General features: G+C 51.5%; 11 protein-coding genes. 4 read left to right on the top strand and 7 right to left on the bottom strand.

The window, feature by feature from the left end; translation table 11 throughout:
• Positions 1 to 67: 67 nt before the first annotated feature.
• A complete protein-coding gene (locus ACQKDS_RS15730) occupies positions 68 to 586 on the bottom strand; it encodes a SprT family zinc-dependent metalloprotease (RefSeq protein ID WP_399672468.1) in 519 nt (172 codons plus the stop codon).
• Positions 587 to 909: 323 nt separating this feature from the next.
• Between ACQKDS_RS15730 and fumA the strand changes: the two genes are divergently transcribed.
• Complete coding sequence (fumA, locus tag ACQKDS_RS15735) at positions 910 to 2,556, top strand: class I fumarate hydratase FumA (RefSeq protein ID WP_399672466.1); 1,647 nt, start codon at positions 910 to 912, stop codon at positions 2,554 to 2,556.
• Positions 2,557 to 2,610: 54 nt separating this feature from the next.
• Here the strand turns inward: fumA and ACQKDS_RS15740 are convergent, their stop codons facing one another.
• From ACQKDS_RS15740 to ACQKDS_RS15765, 6 genes are all read right to left on the bottom strand, one after another.
• Complete coding sequence (locus ACQKDS_RS15740; RefSeq protein WP_399672464.1) at positions 2,611 to 4,005, bottom strand: sugar porter family MFS transporter; 1,395 nt, start codon at positions 4,003 to 4,005, stop codon at positions 2,611 to 2,613.
• 262 nt (positions 4,006 to 4,267) lie between these two features.
• Entirely contained in the window at positions 4,268 to 5,239 is a 972-nt protein-coding gene (locus tag ACQKDS_RS15745; RefSeq protein WP_399672462.1) for an XdhC family protein, read from the bottom strand.
• A gap of 7 nt (positions 5,240 to 5,246) precedes the next feature.
• A complete protein-coding gene (locus ACQKDS_RS15750; protein ID WP_399672460.1) occupies positions 5,247 to 5,816 on the bottom strand; it encodes a nucleotidyltransferase family protein in 570 nt (189 codons plus the stop codon).
• Positions 5,817 to 5,939: 123 nt separating this feature from the next.
• Positions 5,940 to 6,890 (bottom strand): glycoside hydrolase family 43 protein, encoded by a 951-nt coding sequence (locus ACQKDS_RS15755; protein ID WP_399672458.1) that lies wholly within the window; start codon positions 6,888 to 6,890, stop codon positions 5,940 to 5,942.
• 10 nt (positions 6,891 to 6,900) lie between these two features.
• Positions 6,901 to 8,301, bottom strand: a complete 1,401-nt coding sequence (locus ACQKDS_RS15760) for a glycoside-pentoside-hexuronide (GPH):cation symporter (RefSeq protein ID WP_399672456.1) — start codon at positions 8,299 to 8,301, stop codon at positions 6,901 to 6,903.
• A 194-nt stretch (positions 8,302 to 8,495) separates the two neighbouring features.
• Positions 8,496 to 9,872 (bottom strand): amino acid permease, encoded by a 1,377-nt coding sequence (locus ACQKDS_RS15765; RefSeq protein ID WP_399672454.1) that lies wholly within the window; start codon positions 9,870 to 9,872, stop codon positions 8,496 to 8,498.
• Positions 9,873 to 10,501: 629 nt separating this feature from the next.
• On the opposite strand from ACQKDS_RS15765, the gene pdhR reads away from it, so the two are divergent.
• From pdhR to aceF, 3 genes are all read left to right on the top strand, one after another.
• The gene (gene pdhR, locus ACQKDS_RS15770) at positions 10,502 to 11,266 is read left to right on the top strand and encodes a pyruvate dehydrogenase complex transcriptional repressor PdhR (RefSeq protein WP_399672452.1); all 765 of its coding nucleotides are present in this window, start codon (positions 10,502 to 10,504) and stop codon (positions 11,264 to 11,266) included.
• A gap of 246 nt (positions 11,267 to 11,512) precedes the next feature.
• Positions 11,513 to 14,176, top strand: a complete 2,664-nt coding sequence (gene aceE / locus ACQKDS_RS15775) for a pyruvate dehydrogenase (acetyl-transferring), homodimeric type (RefSeq protein WP_399672450.1) — start codon at positions 11,513 to 11,515, stop codon at positions 14,174 to 14,176.
• Between the two features lie 13 nt (positions 14,177 to 14,189).
• Positions 14,190 to 16,052 (top strand): pyruvate dehydrogenase complex dihydrolipoyllysine-residue acetyltransferase, encoded by a 1,863-nt coding sequence (aceF, locus tag ACQKDS_RS15780; RefSeq protein ID WP_399672448.1) that lies wholly within the window; start codon positions 14,190 to 14,192, stop codon positions 16,050 to 16,052.
• Positions 16,053 to 16,269: the final 217 nt, after the last annotated feature.

The raw sequence follows: 16,269 nt of genomic DNA on the forward strand, positions 1-16,269 counted from the left end.
ACGGTAAATCGTTGCTATCCGCTTATGCGTCAAGACGATTGTGCCTGGTGAGATTTAACGATCGCGGTTATCGCTCGAGTGTTTCGCCAGTGATAAAGCGCAACTTATCACCACAGTGACGACAGCGATATTCACTGTCACCGCGTAGCACTCGGTTATGGCGGCGCACCGTTAATTGATGGCGTTGACAGCTACATTGGTAAGGAAACGTTTTGCTCTGCACCGAGCTGATTTCAAACTGGTGGGTACGGTTGGCTGATACATGCAGCACCGTTTCCATCATCCATCGCCATTCGCGCCCGTGCGGCGCTACGCGGCCAAAACGACGAAATACCAGCAGGTGCGCTAATTCATGCGGAACGACTTCATCAATAAAGCTGTGTTGATTTTCCAGCAATAACACGGGATTAAGGCGAATTTCCCAAGCCTGTAACCAGGCGGTGCCCGCGCTGGTGCCGCGTTGTTGGTAGACGACCTTGGGGTCGGGAAACGTTTCGGAAAAATGCTGCTCTGCCAACTGAAGTTTATCTCGCAGGCAGCGCATTACCGCTTGTTGCAGTGCAATGGGAATTCTGACTTTGTTCATCGGCGTAGCATAGGTCAGGGAAACGTCTTAGACAATAACCCGCAATAATGATAACTCGATCGATAACCGCTGATTGTAATCAAGCTGTTAACTGCGGGATAATAATTCGTGATTGATGAGTCTGTACCCGCAGTTTTCAACGGACGAGGTTGAAAAAACTCAATGGAGATAAACTCCTTGCGATTAGCGAGGTTATTTTGCGATTTAGCGCAATAACCAACGACCTGAAAATACGTAAGGTGTGGTGAGTTTTTTTGACGCAGCGAACCCGAATGCGCTGAAAGTGTGAATTTAACGCAGCTGATGTTGCAAGTGAGAGATAAATGTCGAATAAACCGTTCCATTATCAAGATCCATTTCCGCTGAGCAAAGATGAGACAGAATACTATCTGCTGAGCCGTGACCACGTTGCCGTCACTGAATTTGAAGGGCAAGAGATCCTTAAAGTGGCGCCGCAAGCCTTGACGCTCCTCGCCCAGCACGCTTTCCATGATGCCTCATTCATGCTGCGTCCGGCACATCAGCAACAGGTAGCCGACATCCTCGCCGATCCTGAGGCCAGCGAAAATGATAGGTACGTCGCGCTGCAATTTTTGCGTAACTCAGAAATCGCCGCCAAGGGGATTTTGCCTACCTGCCAAGATACCGGAACAGCCATCATCGTCGGTAAGAAAGGCCAACGCGTGTGGACCGGCGGTGGTGATGAAGAAGCGCTGTCTCGAGGGGTATACAATACCTACATTGAAGATAATCTGCGCTACTCGCAGAACGCCGCGCTGGATATGTATAAAGAGGTGAATACCGGGAGCAACCTGCCAGCCCAGATCGATCTTTACAGCGTAGACGGCGATGAATACAAATTTTTGTGCATTGCCAAAGGCGGCGGTTCAGCGAACAAAACCTATTTGTATCAGGAAACCAAAGCGCTGCTGTCCCCGGGTAAACTGAAAGATTATCTGGTTGATAAGATGCGCACGTTAGGCACCGCTGCTTGCCCTCCGTACCATGTGGCGTTTGTCATCGGTGGCACATCGGCGGAATCGACGCTGAAAACGGTAAAGCTGGCATCAACCAAGTATTATGATAATTTACCGACCGAGGGCAACGAACACGGTCAGGCATTTCGTGATGTCGCGCTGGAACAAGAACTGCTAAAAGCAGCACAAGACCTCGGTCTGGGGGCGCAATTCGGTGGCAAATATTTTGCGCACGATATCCGCGTGGTGCGCTTGCCGCGCCACGGTGCTTCTTGCCCGGTAGGCATGGGGGTTTCTTGCTCGGCTGACCGCAACATTAAAGCCAAGATTAACCGCGAAGGTATCTGGTTGGAAAAACTGGAGCATAATCCGGGTAAGTATATTCCTCCGGCGCTGCGTCAGGCGGGGGAAGGCGAAGCTGTCAAAGTAGACCTGAACCGGCCGATGGCTGAGATCCTCCAGCAACTGTCGCAATATCCTGTCTCTACCCGATTGTCGCTAAGCGGCACGATTATCGTCGGCCGTGATATTGCCCATGCGAAACTAAAAGAACGCCTGGAGCGTGGGGAAGGGCTGCCGCAGTACGTCAAAGATCATCCTATTTATTATGCGGGGCCGGCCAAAACGCCAGAGGGTTATGCTTCCGGTTCATTGGGGCCAACGACCGCAGGGCGTATGGATTCCTATGTCGATCTGCTGCAATCTCACGGTGGCAGTATGATCATGTTGGCAAAAGGTAATCGTAGCCAGCAAGTCACTGACGCCTGTCACAAGCATGGTGGTTTCTATCTCGGCAGCATTGGTGGCCCAGCGGCGGTGCTGGCTCAGCAAAGTATCAAGAGCCTGGAGTGCGTGGAATATCCAGAGTTGGGCATGGAAGCGATTTGGAAAATTGAAGTAGAAGACTTCCCGGCGTTCATTCTGGTGGATGACAAAGGTAATGATTTCTTCCAGAAGATTCAAAGCGCACAGTGTGCACGCTGCGTGAAATAAGCGTAATAAAAATGCCGCCCCTTAGCGGGCGGCATAAGCAGAAAGCAAACCGCGTTAACGCGATCCCATTTCGCGTAGCGGTTTTCCCGCCATCAAATTGCGTTCGATATGTTCCAGTGAGATATTTTTGGTTTCAGGAACCAAAGCAATGGTCAGGAAAATAAAGAGTAGGTTCAAGCCTGCATAAACCCAGAAGGTGTGTGCACTGCCCAAGCTGTTGAGCATGGTCAGGAAGGTTGCGCCCACGATCATATTGGCAATCCAGTTCACCGTGGTAGAGCAGGTAATGCCGAAATCTCGGCCTTTTAGCGGCTGGATCTCGGAGCAGAGTACCCAAATCAGCGGGCCTGCACTCATGGCAAAACCGACGATAAACATCAGTAACATCAGGACAGCGAAGTATTGCGCCGCAGGTGTCACCATGCCGACATTCATCATGGTGCCGAGTATGCCCATGCCGATTGCCATCACCAGAAAACCCAGCTTCAGCGTTGGCTTGCGCCCCCAACGGTCTACTAATCCGATGGCGATAAAGGTTGCGAGTACATTAACCAACCCGACGATGACCGTTCCCCACATTTGTTGTGCCGTGCTGGCAAAACCGGCCAGATCGAAGATCTTGGGTGCGTAATACATGATCACATTCATACCGGTGAATTGCTGCATCACTTGTAACAAAATGCCAAGGTATACCGCACGGCGGAAGTTTTTGTTGTTCTTGAATAATGTCCAGCCACTTTGTTTGATCGTTAGGCTTTGACGAATTTCGTCCAGCTCGGCTTTGGCTTGTTCGCGGGTGTCTCGCAGCATTTCCAATACCTTGTGCGCTTCGACATCTCGCCCGCGTGATGCCAGCCAGCGTGGGCTGCGCGGCAGGAAGAACACGCCGACTAACAGCAGTAATGCCGGAAGGGTGATAATGCCGAGCATCCAGCGCCATGAGCCGCTGTAGCTGAATGCGGTATCTGACAGATAGGCGGCCAGAATACCGATGGTTATCATCAATTGGTACATTGAAATCATACTGCCACGAATACGTTCTGGCGCGATTTCAGAGAGGTATAACGGAGCGGTGAACGAGGCAATACCGACCGCTAAGCCTAACAGCACGCGAGAAACCAGCAACACATCAACATTGGGGGCGAAGGCCGAGCACAGTGAACCGGCGACAAACAGCACGGCACCGATCATTAGACTGTATTTACGCCCCAATCGATAAGACAGCCAGCCACTGCCAACTGCGCCGACCGCCGCGCCGAACATCATTGAGCTGACTACCCATTCTTGTTGCTGTGACGTTATTTGGAATTCATCAGTAATAAACGGTAATGCACCGGCGATCACACCAATATCCAGCCCAAATAACAGACCAGCTAGCGCAGCCAAAAAACAGACAAAGAAGGTCAGTTGCGCAGGGGAGCGCCCCTTGCCTGCGGTAGTTGTCGTCATAACGCCTCCATATAAAACTGGGTAAACGGCTTTAAGGCTATGTTATGGAACCTGCGTGAAGGTAAAAGTGCGCCGGATCACATTAATGTAATCGATTACATTTTTAGCTGATTGTTATTAATTTAGCATCATTGAGTTTTTATAATTTTCTTTAATATCAATTGCTAATTTACTTTAATATGATGAATTTATCATGTAATCGTTATCAGTTTTTTTATGGAAAAGGAAAGGGGCAAGGCTGTGTTTATAGGCGTAACTGCGATTAGACGGCGGTTGCGCGGTTTTTTTGTTGCACGATATCCGCCATCACGGCCAGAGCAATCTCGGCCGGGGTTTTACTGCCTAGCGGCAAACCGATCGGAGCATGAATACGACTCAGTTCCTGTGGAGAGAGTTCGGCGATCTTACGCAGGCGTTGGCGGCGGCGAGTGCTATTTTGCTGCGACCCCATGGCGCCGATATAAAAAGCAGGCGTATGTATCGCTTCCATCAGGGTTAGATCGTCCATGAGTGGATCGTGGGTTAGCGCCACTACTGCCGTGTTGGCATGACAGCCGCCTTCTTCGATGAACTTAGCCGGGAACTGCTGTAGCAATGTGATATTGGGTTTTAGCTGACTCGCGAAGTTTTCCAATGCCTCGGGGCGGCTTTCGCAGACAATGACCTCAAAACCAAGCGCGTTGGCGAAGTCGGCACAAAACAGCGCCACGTTTGAAAGCCCTGCGATAAGCAGGCGCGGCGCGGCGGCAATGTATAAGGTAATGTCATTTCCTTGCCGTATCACTCGGGTGGCGCTAGTGAAATCGCTGGTGGCTAACGTTGTACAGGCATCAGGCAGGCGCAGGCGCTTGAGCAGCGCGTGATGGCCATCTAACGCGGCTGCGATTTGCGCCAGATAGGCAATACTGTCATCACCAGCCGGTAAGTACTCAATCAGCACCTCGAGCACGCCGCCGCAGGGCAGCGCCACGTTGGGCGTCAGGCCGCCTTCACCATAGCGTACCACCTGGCTGGCAGCTTGATATTCGCCGGTAGCGATGCGTTGTAAAAAGTCTTCTTCCACACAGCCGCCGGATAATGAACCGCAATAATGCCCATTACCGATCGCGGCCATCAGCGCACCTGGGGAACGCGGTGACGAGCCATAGGTGTTCAACACAGTACAAAACCAGACGGGCTGTTGCATAAGCCAGCTAATAGACTGGCTGACTACGCTAATATCAAGATGCTGCATAGGCGCTTTACTCGCTGGCTGGTAACTGTGACGGCAGGTCAATATCTTGCACCATCTCCGCCAAATAAATCGGCAACAGATATACCCGTCGGCCATTCAGTATGGAATACCCGCCGTCATCGCCTTGCAACGCACACAGCGGCTTATGTAGCGCGGCAGAAAACCCGACCGGATGCCCCGGTTGTTGGTTAAAGCAAGGACGCACGATCGCATGTTGCCGCAATGCCGCCGCCGTCTGAATAAATATCTGCGGTGTCACAAACGGCATATCTGCTAAATGAATCAGCCAACCGTCCCATTCTTTTGTGGCGGTTACGCCTGCGGCGATGGAATCGCCTAACCCGTGACTCTCTAGCAGAGTGAAATTGACGTGGTACTCAGTGCAAACGTTTTGCAGCAGGCTATTTTCTGGCCGAGTAACCACATGCACGGGTAAGCAAGACGCCAAGGCGTGTTGCAATGTTTGTTCAAACACTGTCACTTCCCCCAATGGCGCATTCAGCTTGTTACCTTTGCCGCCCGCCTGAATAAACCGTTTACCTTGCCCGGCGGCGGCGATCACAATACCTGTCACCATGTTGATTATTCTCGTGAGTGTCATAACTCTGGGGGAGGGAAACGATATAGAAGTTAAGGATGGTTTTGGCACAATTGCAACCTGTCACGGCGCGTGTAATGAAAACGCCGTGACAGTCGGGGGTTAAAGCGTATCGGCTGGCGGTATGCCAAATAGGGGCATACCGTCATCGCTCCATGCTAATGGTTTAATGCGCGTATGCCGATTGGGGTCATAAAGCGGGTCACCGTCAATTTCAGTGTAATTTCGCGCGTGATAAACCAGCACATCGTTACCGTTTTCGTCAACGGTGAAACTGTTATGCCCTGGACCGTATTGATGATGCTCATAACTGGTGCAAAACACTGGCTGCGGCGACTTATGCCATTGGCGGGGATCAAGTAGGTTGCTGTCGATATCTGCCCACAGCAGGCCGATACAGTAGTTTTCATCGGTCGCACTGGCGGAATAACTGATGAAAATTCGCTGACCGTGTACCACTACCGCAGGCCCCTCATTAACCCAGAATCCTTTGGCTTCCCATGCGAGTTCCGGTTTACTCAGCATGACCGGCTCGCCTTTCAGCGTCCATGGATTAGCCATTTCAGCCAGATACAAATTTGAGTTGCCGCGAATAGCCGGATCTTTTTGCGCCCACAGATAATAGTGTTTGCCGTGGTGGGAAAAGTAAGTGGCGTCGAGCGAGAAACTGTCAATGTGGCTGTAAATACGCCCTTTTTCCTGCCATTTACCTTCTAGCGGATTTGCTGCGTCACACTCCAAAGCAAACATGCGGTGTTGAAACAGGCCGTCTGCGATTTCTGGGCTGTGGGCGGCGGCGAAGTAGAGATACCATTTATCATCGATGAAATGCAGTTCAGGTGCCCAAATCAGAGCGCTCATCGGCCCGCTGGCCGGCTTGTGCCACACGACTTTAGGTTCTGCCTGCGCTAGCGCACACAAGCTAGTGGCACGGCGTAACTCTAGCCGGTCGTACTCCGGTACTGAAGCGACAAAGTAGTAATAACCGTCGCTGTGGCGAATGATAAATGGGTCGGCACGCTGTTCAATTAATGGATTAGGGTACTGTTTCATCTCAGATTCCTTACGGATGTTTGGCTTCAAGCTGTTGCTCGCGGTATTCAGCCAGCTCTTGATAATTGGTACGGCGTTTTTCTAAGTCGATCTGAATTTGTTTCATTAAATTCCTGTCTACCTTCAGCAGCCGCACGACGCCTGCGGTAATTAAATAGCCGATGCCAGGGATGACGGTGAACAGCAGCACGATGCTGTTGAGGGCGCTGGCACTTTGGCTGGCTGCATCGGCTTGGTAACCAGAGAACGACATCAAGAAGCCGACCATTGCACCGGCAACGGCCAGCCCCACTTTGAGAAAGAACAGGTTACCCGAGAAACTGATACCGGTGATGCGCTTCCCTGTTTTCCATTCGCCGTAATCGTCGACGTCAGCCATCAGTGACCAGTGCAACGGGGAGGGGATTTGGTGCAGGATATTCAACAGGAAGTAAGCCACCACGATAAGCCATGTCAACTGCGGGTTAAGGAAATAGAAACCGCAAGAGCAGATCGCCAGCACGATATTGGTCCAAAAGAACACTTTCAGCTTGCAGAAGCGATCGGTGAGCGGTTTGGCCAGCGCGCTGCCGAACATCATACCGATGACGCCCAAACTGATGAACAAGCTGGCGAAGGATGCCGATTGCTGCATCACGTAGGTGACGTAATACATGGTAGCCGCCATGCGGATAAAGCCGGGGCAGACGTTAAAGAAGGTCAGTAATAAGATCCGCACCCATTGGTCATTTTTCCATACGTCTTTCAGATCGGATTTCAATGCGTCGTGGGTTGGCACTGCCGGACGAATACGCTCTTTGACCGTAGCGAAGCAGAACAAGAACATGCCCAGCGCGACCAGCGCCAGCACGCCCATCGCCATTTGATAACCCCGTGCCTTGTTATCGCCACCAAACCATTCCGCCATCGGTAATAGCGTCATCGACAAGATTAACGTGGCGATACCGACCATGATGAAACGGTAGGATTGGCAGGAAACGCGTTCGTGCGGATCGGCGGTGATCACGCCGCCCAACGAACAATAAGGAATGTTGATGGCAGTGTAGGTCAGTGACATCAGAAAATAAGTGGCAAAGGCATAGACCACTTTGCTGTTATAGCTCCATTCCGGCGTGGTAAACATCAAGACGCTAAACAGCACATAAGGCAGCGAAATCCACAGCAGCCAAGGGCGGAAACGGCCCCAACGGCTTTGGGTGCGATCGGCGATAGCGCCCATAATCGGGTCGGTTACGGCGTCAATTACCCGTACCGACAGTAACAAAATCCCCACTAATGCCGGCGTCAGGCCAAAAATATCGGTGTAGAAATAATTGAGGAATAACATAATTGCACCACCAATCATGTTACAGCCGGCATCTCCCATGCCATAGCCGATCTTTTCTTTTATCGAAAGTGCAGTGCTCTTCATGGACATTTTCTCCGCGCTGGCAGGATCAGACTGAATGACAATGATTATTACCTTGCCTGATGCTGCGGCATCAGGAGTTCATGGTTATTGAGATGGACAAACGTGTCGCGGCAAGAGAAGTGTGAAGCAGTTGGCAAAATCATCAGGTAAGAAAAAGCCCGCATGTCAGTGCGGGCTTAATTAAGTGTATATAATCAATTAGTTGTGCTGTTTGCCGATCGTTGGTTACGTTGTTTAATCATGTAGCCAATGGCGAGTATTACCACCCATACCGGAATCAACAATACAGAGATTTGAATCCCCGGCGTGAGATACATAATCACTAAAATGCCGACCATAAACAGCAGACACAGATAATTGCTGAACGGATACCAGAAGGCCTTGAACTTTGGTGTTACGCCTTCACGGTTCTTAGCCGCGCGGAACTTCAGGTGCGCCAAGCTGATCATTGCCCAGTTAATCACCAACGCAGATACCACCAGAGCCATCAATAATTCGAAAGCCCGCCCCGGAATTAAATAGTTAATCAGCACGCAGAACGCGGTCGCTAGGGCGGATATGCCGATGGCGATCACCGGTACGCCTCGGCCATCGACTTTTAACAGGCTTTTTGGCCCATTTCCTTGTTTGGCCAAGCCGTAAAGCATACGGCTGTTGCAGTACACGCAACTGTTGTAAACCGACAACGCGGCGGTGAGCACCACGATATTCAGTACATTGGCCACCAGATTGCTGTTTAGCGCATGGAAAATCAGGACGAATGGGCTGCCGCCTTCAACCACTTTGCCCCAGGGATAAAGGGAAAGCAGGATGGTCAGAGAACCAATGTAGAAAATTAAAATACGGTAAATCACCTGATTGGTGGCTTTTGGAATGCTTTTCTCCGGGTTATCGGCTTCTGCTGCGGTGATGCCCACCAGTTCCAAACCGCCAAAGGAGAACATGATGACCGCCATGGCCATGACTAACCCCATCACGCCATTTGGCAAGAACCCGCCTTGTGCCCACAGGTTGGTCACGGTTGCTTCCGGGCCTCCCATGCCGCTAAACAGCAGATAACCACCGAATAGAATCATGCCGATAATCGCCACCACTTTAATAATGGCGAACCAGAATTCCATTTCACCGTAAACTTTGACGTTAGCAAGATTGATGGCGTTAATCGCCAAGAAGAAGACCGCCGCTGACACCCAGGTAGGGATTTCCGGCCACCAGTATTGTATATAGATGCCGACGGCGGTCAGTTCCGCCATCGCGACCAGAACATACAGCACCCAGTAGTTCCAGCCAGAGGCAAAACCCGCAAAGTTGCCCCAGTATTTGTAGGCAAAATGGCTAAATGATCCAGCCACCGGTTCTTCTACCACCATTTCGCCCAACTGGCGCATGATCAGAAAGGCGATAAAACCACCGATCGCATAACCCAGAATGACCGACGGACCGGCCATTTTTATTGTTTGTGCGATACCGAGGAATAACCCGGTACCAATAGCGCCACCTAAGGCGATAAGCTGGATATGGCGGTTTTTCAGGCCGCGTTTCAGCTGGTCGCCCTGTTGTTGACCATCCATCAATTTCCCCTCTGTCGTTGCAGAATGCCCACAGGCTGTAAGGCTGTTAATACGCTTAGTGTATTTTTTTATTTACAATGTTGTGTTTGTTGATTTAACGGGAAAGCTACCGTTCGAAGAAGAATAATGTTAAGCGAAAATCTTTGCACCTGATTTATGCAGCGAGTGGTTAAGGTTTCAGCAGTTTAGGCGACAAAATGCGGATTGTGTGACCAAAGAGGGGGAAGGCTGCACAAAATAAGCAATCAGTCACAGTAATCTTCATACCGATTGCCTTTAACCCGTGGCTGGCCTGTGTCTTATTGTGACTAATGTCACGGCTGCCAGAAGAAGGGATATTCACCAAAGCTTAATACGTCTGCAATCAAACTCCGCTATTCACGGTTCAGTCTGCCTAACCAAAGGTTTCTTAAACGTTAAATCGCACGTTGATGACGTAAATGGTATTACCACTGAAGGGTTACCAGTTTGCAGCAGGGTATCGTTCGAGGTGTTAAAATGTGCGGGTGTCCCTGATTTCGATCAAGGGTCATATGGACAGGAGGTGAATACTTTGTTACTTTACCATCACGTTTTTGAAATTGGTATTACCAATTGACTCCGCGCCATTCGCAGAGAAGAAATCACTCATGGCCTACAGCAAAATCCGCCAGCCTAAGTTGTCAGACGTCATCGAGCAACAGCTCGAATATCTGATCCTCGAGGGTACGTTGCGCCCAGGCGAAAAGTTGCCTCCCGAGCGCGAGCTGGCGAAACAGTTTGATGTTTCCCGTCCTTCTCTGAGAGAGGCTATTCAGCGCTTGGAAGCAAAAGGGTTGCTCTTGCGTCGTCAGGGCGGCGGTACTTTCGTTCAAACCAATCTTTGGCAAAGCTTCAGCGATCCGTTGGCTGAACTGCTGGCCGATCATCCAGAATCACAATTCGATCTGCTCGAAACGCGCCATGCGCTTGAAGGCATTGCTGCCTATTACGCAGCATTGCGCGGTACGGATGAAGATTTGGAACGCATTCGCGATTGCCACATTGTGATTCAGCAGGCTCAGGAAAGTGGCGATCTCGACGCTGAAGCGGATGCGGTGATGCAGTATCAGATCGCGGTCACCGAAGCGGCTCATAACGTGGTGTTACTGCATTTGCTTCGCTGTATGGGGCCGATGTTGGAACAAAACGTCCGTCAGAACTTTGAATTGCTCTACTCGCGCCGTGAAATGTTGGCAAAAGTGAGCAGCCACCGCGCCGGGATTTTTGAGGCGATAGTGGCACGTGAGCCAGAAAAGGCTCGCGAAGCCTCGCACCGTCACTTGGCGTTTATCGAGGAGATTTTGCTGGATCTCAGCCGGGAACATACTCGGCGTGAGAGATCGTTACGGCGGCTCCAGCAGCGCAAGGATTAAGGACGCGTCTTCGCAAGGCACACCAGCTTGTGAGGCGATCCGAAATGCTTATTTAAGCATTTAAAGCGGCAACTACACCCAACGTATTTCGCGTGGTAGCGAGATGGCAATGGCGTCACGCCAGCCGACATGCAGCCACATGTCATACACCGGGAATTACTGATGAGCCTGTCTTCGTGTGTTTTGGCGGCAGAACATAGGAAGACAGGCTCCAAATAAACCATTAGACAGATAAGGAATACCACCATGTCAGAACGTTTAAACAATGACGTGGATCCGATCGAAACCCGCGACTGGCTGCAGGCGATCGAATCGGTCATCCGTGAAGAGGGTGTTGAGCGAGCTCAGTTTCTGATTGATCAGGTATTGGGTCAGGCCCGCAAAGGCGGTGTGAGCGTAGCGGCAGGTGCCTCTGCGCAAAACTACGTCAACACCATCGCGGTGGAAGACGAACCTGAATATCCAGGTAACCTGGATCTGGAACGTCGCATTCGCAGCGCCATCCGCTGGAATGCCATTATGACCGTTCTGCGTGCATCCAAAAAAGATCTGGATCTGGGTGGCCACATGGCTTCCTTCCAGTCTTCCGCGACGTTTTATGAAGTCTGCTTTAACCACTTCTTCCGTGCACGCAACGAAAAAGATGGCGGCGATCTGGTTTACTTCCAGGGCCACATCTCACCGGGTGTTTATGCACGTGCCTTCCTTGAAGGCCGCCTGACAGAAGAACAGATGAATAACTTCCGTCAGGAAGTTCACGGTAACGGGCTGTCTTCTTACCCGCACCCTAAATTAATGCCTGAATTCTGGCAGTTCCCGACCGTGTCTATGGGTCTTGGCCCAATCAGCGCCATCTATCAAGCGAAGTTCCTGAAGTATCTGGAGCACCGCGGCCTGAAAAATACCTCAGCACAAACCGTTTACGCTTTCCTGGGTGATGGCGAGATGGATGAGCCGGAATCTAAAGGTGCGATCACCATCGCTACCCGTGAGAAACTGGACAACCTGGTGTTTGTCATCAACTGTAACCTGCAGCGCCTGGATGGCCCGGTTACCGGTAACGGTAAAATCATCAATGAACTGGAAGGTATTTTTGCGGGCGCAGGCTGGCAGGTACTGAAAGTGATTTGGGGCGGCCGTTGGGATGAACTGCTGCGTAAAGACACCAGCGGTAAACTGGTTCAGCTGATGAACGAAACGCTGGACGGCGACTACCAGACCTTCAAATCCAAAGATGGTGCGTACGTGCGTGAGCATTTCTTCGGGCGTTACCCGGAAACCGCTGCGCTGGTCAAAGACATGACCGACGACGAAATTTGGGCGTTGAACCGTGGTGGTCACGATCCGAAGAAAGTGTTTGCTGCACTGAAAAAAGCGCAGGACACGCAAGGTAAACCAACCGTTATCTTGGCGCACACCGTCAAAGGTTACGGCATGGGTGATACCGCAGAAGGTAAGAATATCGCTCACCAGGTGAAGAAAATGAACATGGAAGGGGTACACCACTTCCGCGATCGTTTCAACGTACCGGTTGCCGATGCTGATATCGAAAAACTGCCGTACCTGACCTTCGATAAAGATTCTGAAGAGTACAAATATCTGCATGAGCGTCGTCAGTCGCTGGAAGGCTACCTGCCAAGCCGTCTGCCGAACTTTACGCAGCAGTTGGAATTACCGTCTCTGGAAGACTTCAGCTCCCTGCTGGAAGAGCAGAACAAAGAAATCTCGACCACTATCGCTTTCGTGCGCGCGCTTAACGTGATGCTGAAGAACAAGTCGATCAAAGATCGTCTGGTGCCTATCATCGCCGATGAAGCCCGTACCTTTGGTATGGAAGGTCTGTTCCGCCAGATCGGTATCTACAGCCCGAACGGCCAGCAGTACACCCCGCAGGACCGCGAGCAGGTTGCTTACTACAAAGAAGACGAGAAAGGCCAAATTCTGCAAGAAGGCATCAACGAACTGGGCGCGGCCTCTTCTTGGCTGGCTGCAGCGACGTCTTACAGCACCAACGATCTGCCGATGATCCCGTTCTACATCTATTACTCGATGTTCGGTTTCCAACGTATTGGCGATCTGTGCTGGGCTGCGGGCGACCAACAGGCGCGTGGCTTCTTGATTGGCGGTACTTCAGGCCGTACCACGTTGAACGGTGAAGGTTTGCAGCACGAAGATGGCCACAGCCATATTCAGTCGCTGACTATCCCTAACTGTATCTCTTACGATCCAGCATATGCCTATGAAGTTGCGGTTATCATGCACGATGGTCTGGTGCGTATGTACGGTGAAGCGCAAGAGAACGTGTACTACTACATCACCACGCTGAACGAAAACTACCACATGCCAGCGATGCCGCAGGGCGCAGAAGAGGGTATCCGTAAGGGTATCTACAAGCTGGAAACGCTGGAAGGCAGCAAAGGTAAGGTTCAGTTGCTGGGTTCAGGTTCTATCCTGCGTCACGTGCGTGATGCGGCTAAGATTCTGGCTGATGATTACGGCGTGGGCTCTGACATCTACAGCGTGACGTCCTTCACTGAACTGGCGCGTGATGGCCAAGACTGTGAGCGCTGGAACATGCTGCACCCAACCGAAACGCCACGTGTGCCGTACATCGCTCAGGTGATGAACGATGCGCCTGCGGTTGCGTCTACCGACTACATGAAGCTGTTCGCCGAACAGGTTCGTACTTACGTTCCAGCCAGTGATTATCGCGTACTGGGTACTGACGGCTTCGGTCGTTCAGACAGCCGCGAAAACCTGCGTCACCACTTTGAAGTAGATGCTTCTTACGTGGTGGTTGCAGCACTGGGTGAATTGGCTAAACGCGGTGAAATCGACGCTTCTGTCGTTGCTGATGCAATTAAGAAGTTCGACATTAACCCAGAGAAAGTTAACCCGCGTCTGGCATAAGAGGTACAGAAGAATGTCTATCGAAATTAACGTACCGGACATCGGTGCAGACGAAGTTGAAATCACCGAAATTCTGGTGAAAGTGGGCGACACCGTTGAAGCCGAACAATCGCTGATCACCGTTGAAGGTGACAAAGCGTCTATGGAAGTGCCTTCGCCACAGGCTGGCGTGGTGAAAGAGATCAAAGTTGCGGTTGGCGATAAAACGGAAACCGGCAAACTGATCATGATCTTCGAAGCAGAAGGTGCAGCGCAGGCTGCACCCGCGGCTAAAACAGAAGAAAAACCTGCAGCAGCGCCAGCTGCCGCAGCAAAAGATGTAGAAGTACCGGATATCGGCGCCGATGAAGTAGAAGTGACCGAAATTTTGGTAAAAGTGGGTGACACCGTTGAAGCCGAACAATCGCTGATCACTGTTGAAGGTGATAAAGCGTCGATGGAAGTGCCAGCACCGTTTGCGGGCACCGTGAAAGAGATCAAAATCAATACTGGCGATAAGGTAAAAACCGGCTCGCTGATTATGGTCTTCGACGTGGCAGGCGGCGGCTCTGCTGCACCGGCAGCGGCTGAAACTCAAGCGGCTCCGGCAGCAGCGCCAGCGGCGGCAGCGGCCAAAGACGTTGCCGTACCAGACATCGGCGGTGACGAAGTTGAAGTGACCGAAGTGATGGTCAAAGTCGGTGATAAGGTTGCCGCTGAACAGTCACTGATCACCGTAGAAGGTGACAAAGCGTCGATGGAAGTGCCAGCGCCGTTTGCGGGCACCGTGAAAGAGATCAAAATCAACACCGGCGATAAAGTGAAAACCGGCTCGCTGATTATGGTGTTCGAAGTGGAAGGTGCTGCACCTGCCGCGGCTCCTGCGCAAAAAGCAGAAGCGGCACCGGCAGCGTCAAAACCAGCCGCTGCGCCTGCTGCCAAAGCAGAAAGCAAAGGCGAGTTCACCGAGAACGACGCTTATGTGCACGCTACCCCGGTTATCCGCCGTTTAGCGCGTGAATTCGGTGTAAACCTGGCTAAAGTGAAAGGTACCGGTCGTAAAGGCCGCATCCTGCGCGAAGACGTTCAGGCTTACGTGAAAGACGCGGTGAAACGTGCCGAGTCTGCCCCTGCTGCTGCGGGTGGTGGTCTGCCAGGTATGCTGCCATGGCCGAAAGTGGACTTCAGCAAGTTCGGTGAAATCGAAGAAGTCGAAATGGGCCGCATCCAGAAGATCTCGGGTGCTAACCTTAGCCGTAACTGGGTGATGATCCCGCACGTTACGCACTTTGATAAAACGGATATCACCGATCTGGAAGCGTTCCGTAAGCAGCAGAACGAAGAAGCGGCTAAACGTAAGCTGGATGTGAAGTTCACCCCGGTGGTGTTCATCATGAAAGCCGTGGCAGCCGCGTTGGAGCAAATGCCACGCTTCAACAGCTCTCTGTCCGAAGACGGTCAGAAATTGACGCTGAAGAAATACATCAACGTGGGTGTCGCGGTTGATACGCCAAATGGCTTGGTGGTTCCGGTGTTCAAAGATGTGAACAAGAAGAGCATCACCGAGCTGTCTCGTGAACTGATGGCCATCTCCAAGAAAGCACGTGACGGTAAACTGACCGCCGGTGAGATGCAGGGCGGTTGCTTCACCATCTCGAGCCTGGGCGGTATCGGGACAACGCACTTCGCGCCAATTGTTAATGCGCCTGAAGTGGCTATTCTGGGTGTCTCCAAGTCAGCGATGGAGCCAGTCTGGAACGGTAAAGAGTTCGTTCCGCGTCTGATGATGCCGATGTCTCTCTCCTTCGACCACCGTGTCATTGACGGTGCCGATGGTGCGCGTTTCATCACTATTATCAATAACATGCTGGCTGACATCCGTCGTCTGGTGATGTAATGAACAAAGGGCGCAGCATGCTGCGCCCTTATCGCTTTAGTGGCAGTTTTGTCGGTTGTTGCATGACTCGACAGAATTGTTGAGACACGGGTCACTCGAACACGCTTTGCAGATAATTAACAATTCTGTAAACTGCTCGCGGTGTAAGCGTCCCGGTGGATGAAGGGCGTTATAAGATTGATTAATAATATATCCGAAATAATTGGAACTGCATCAA

Source organism: Serratia sp. NPDC078593, assembly GCF_050268245.1.
Taxonomy (GTDB): domain Bacteria; phylum Pseudomonadota; class Gammaproteobacteria; order Enterobacterales; family Enterobacteriaceae; genus JBNNGK01.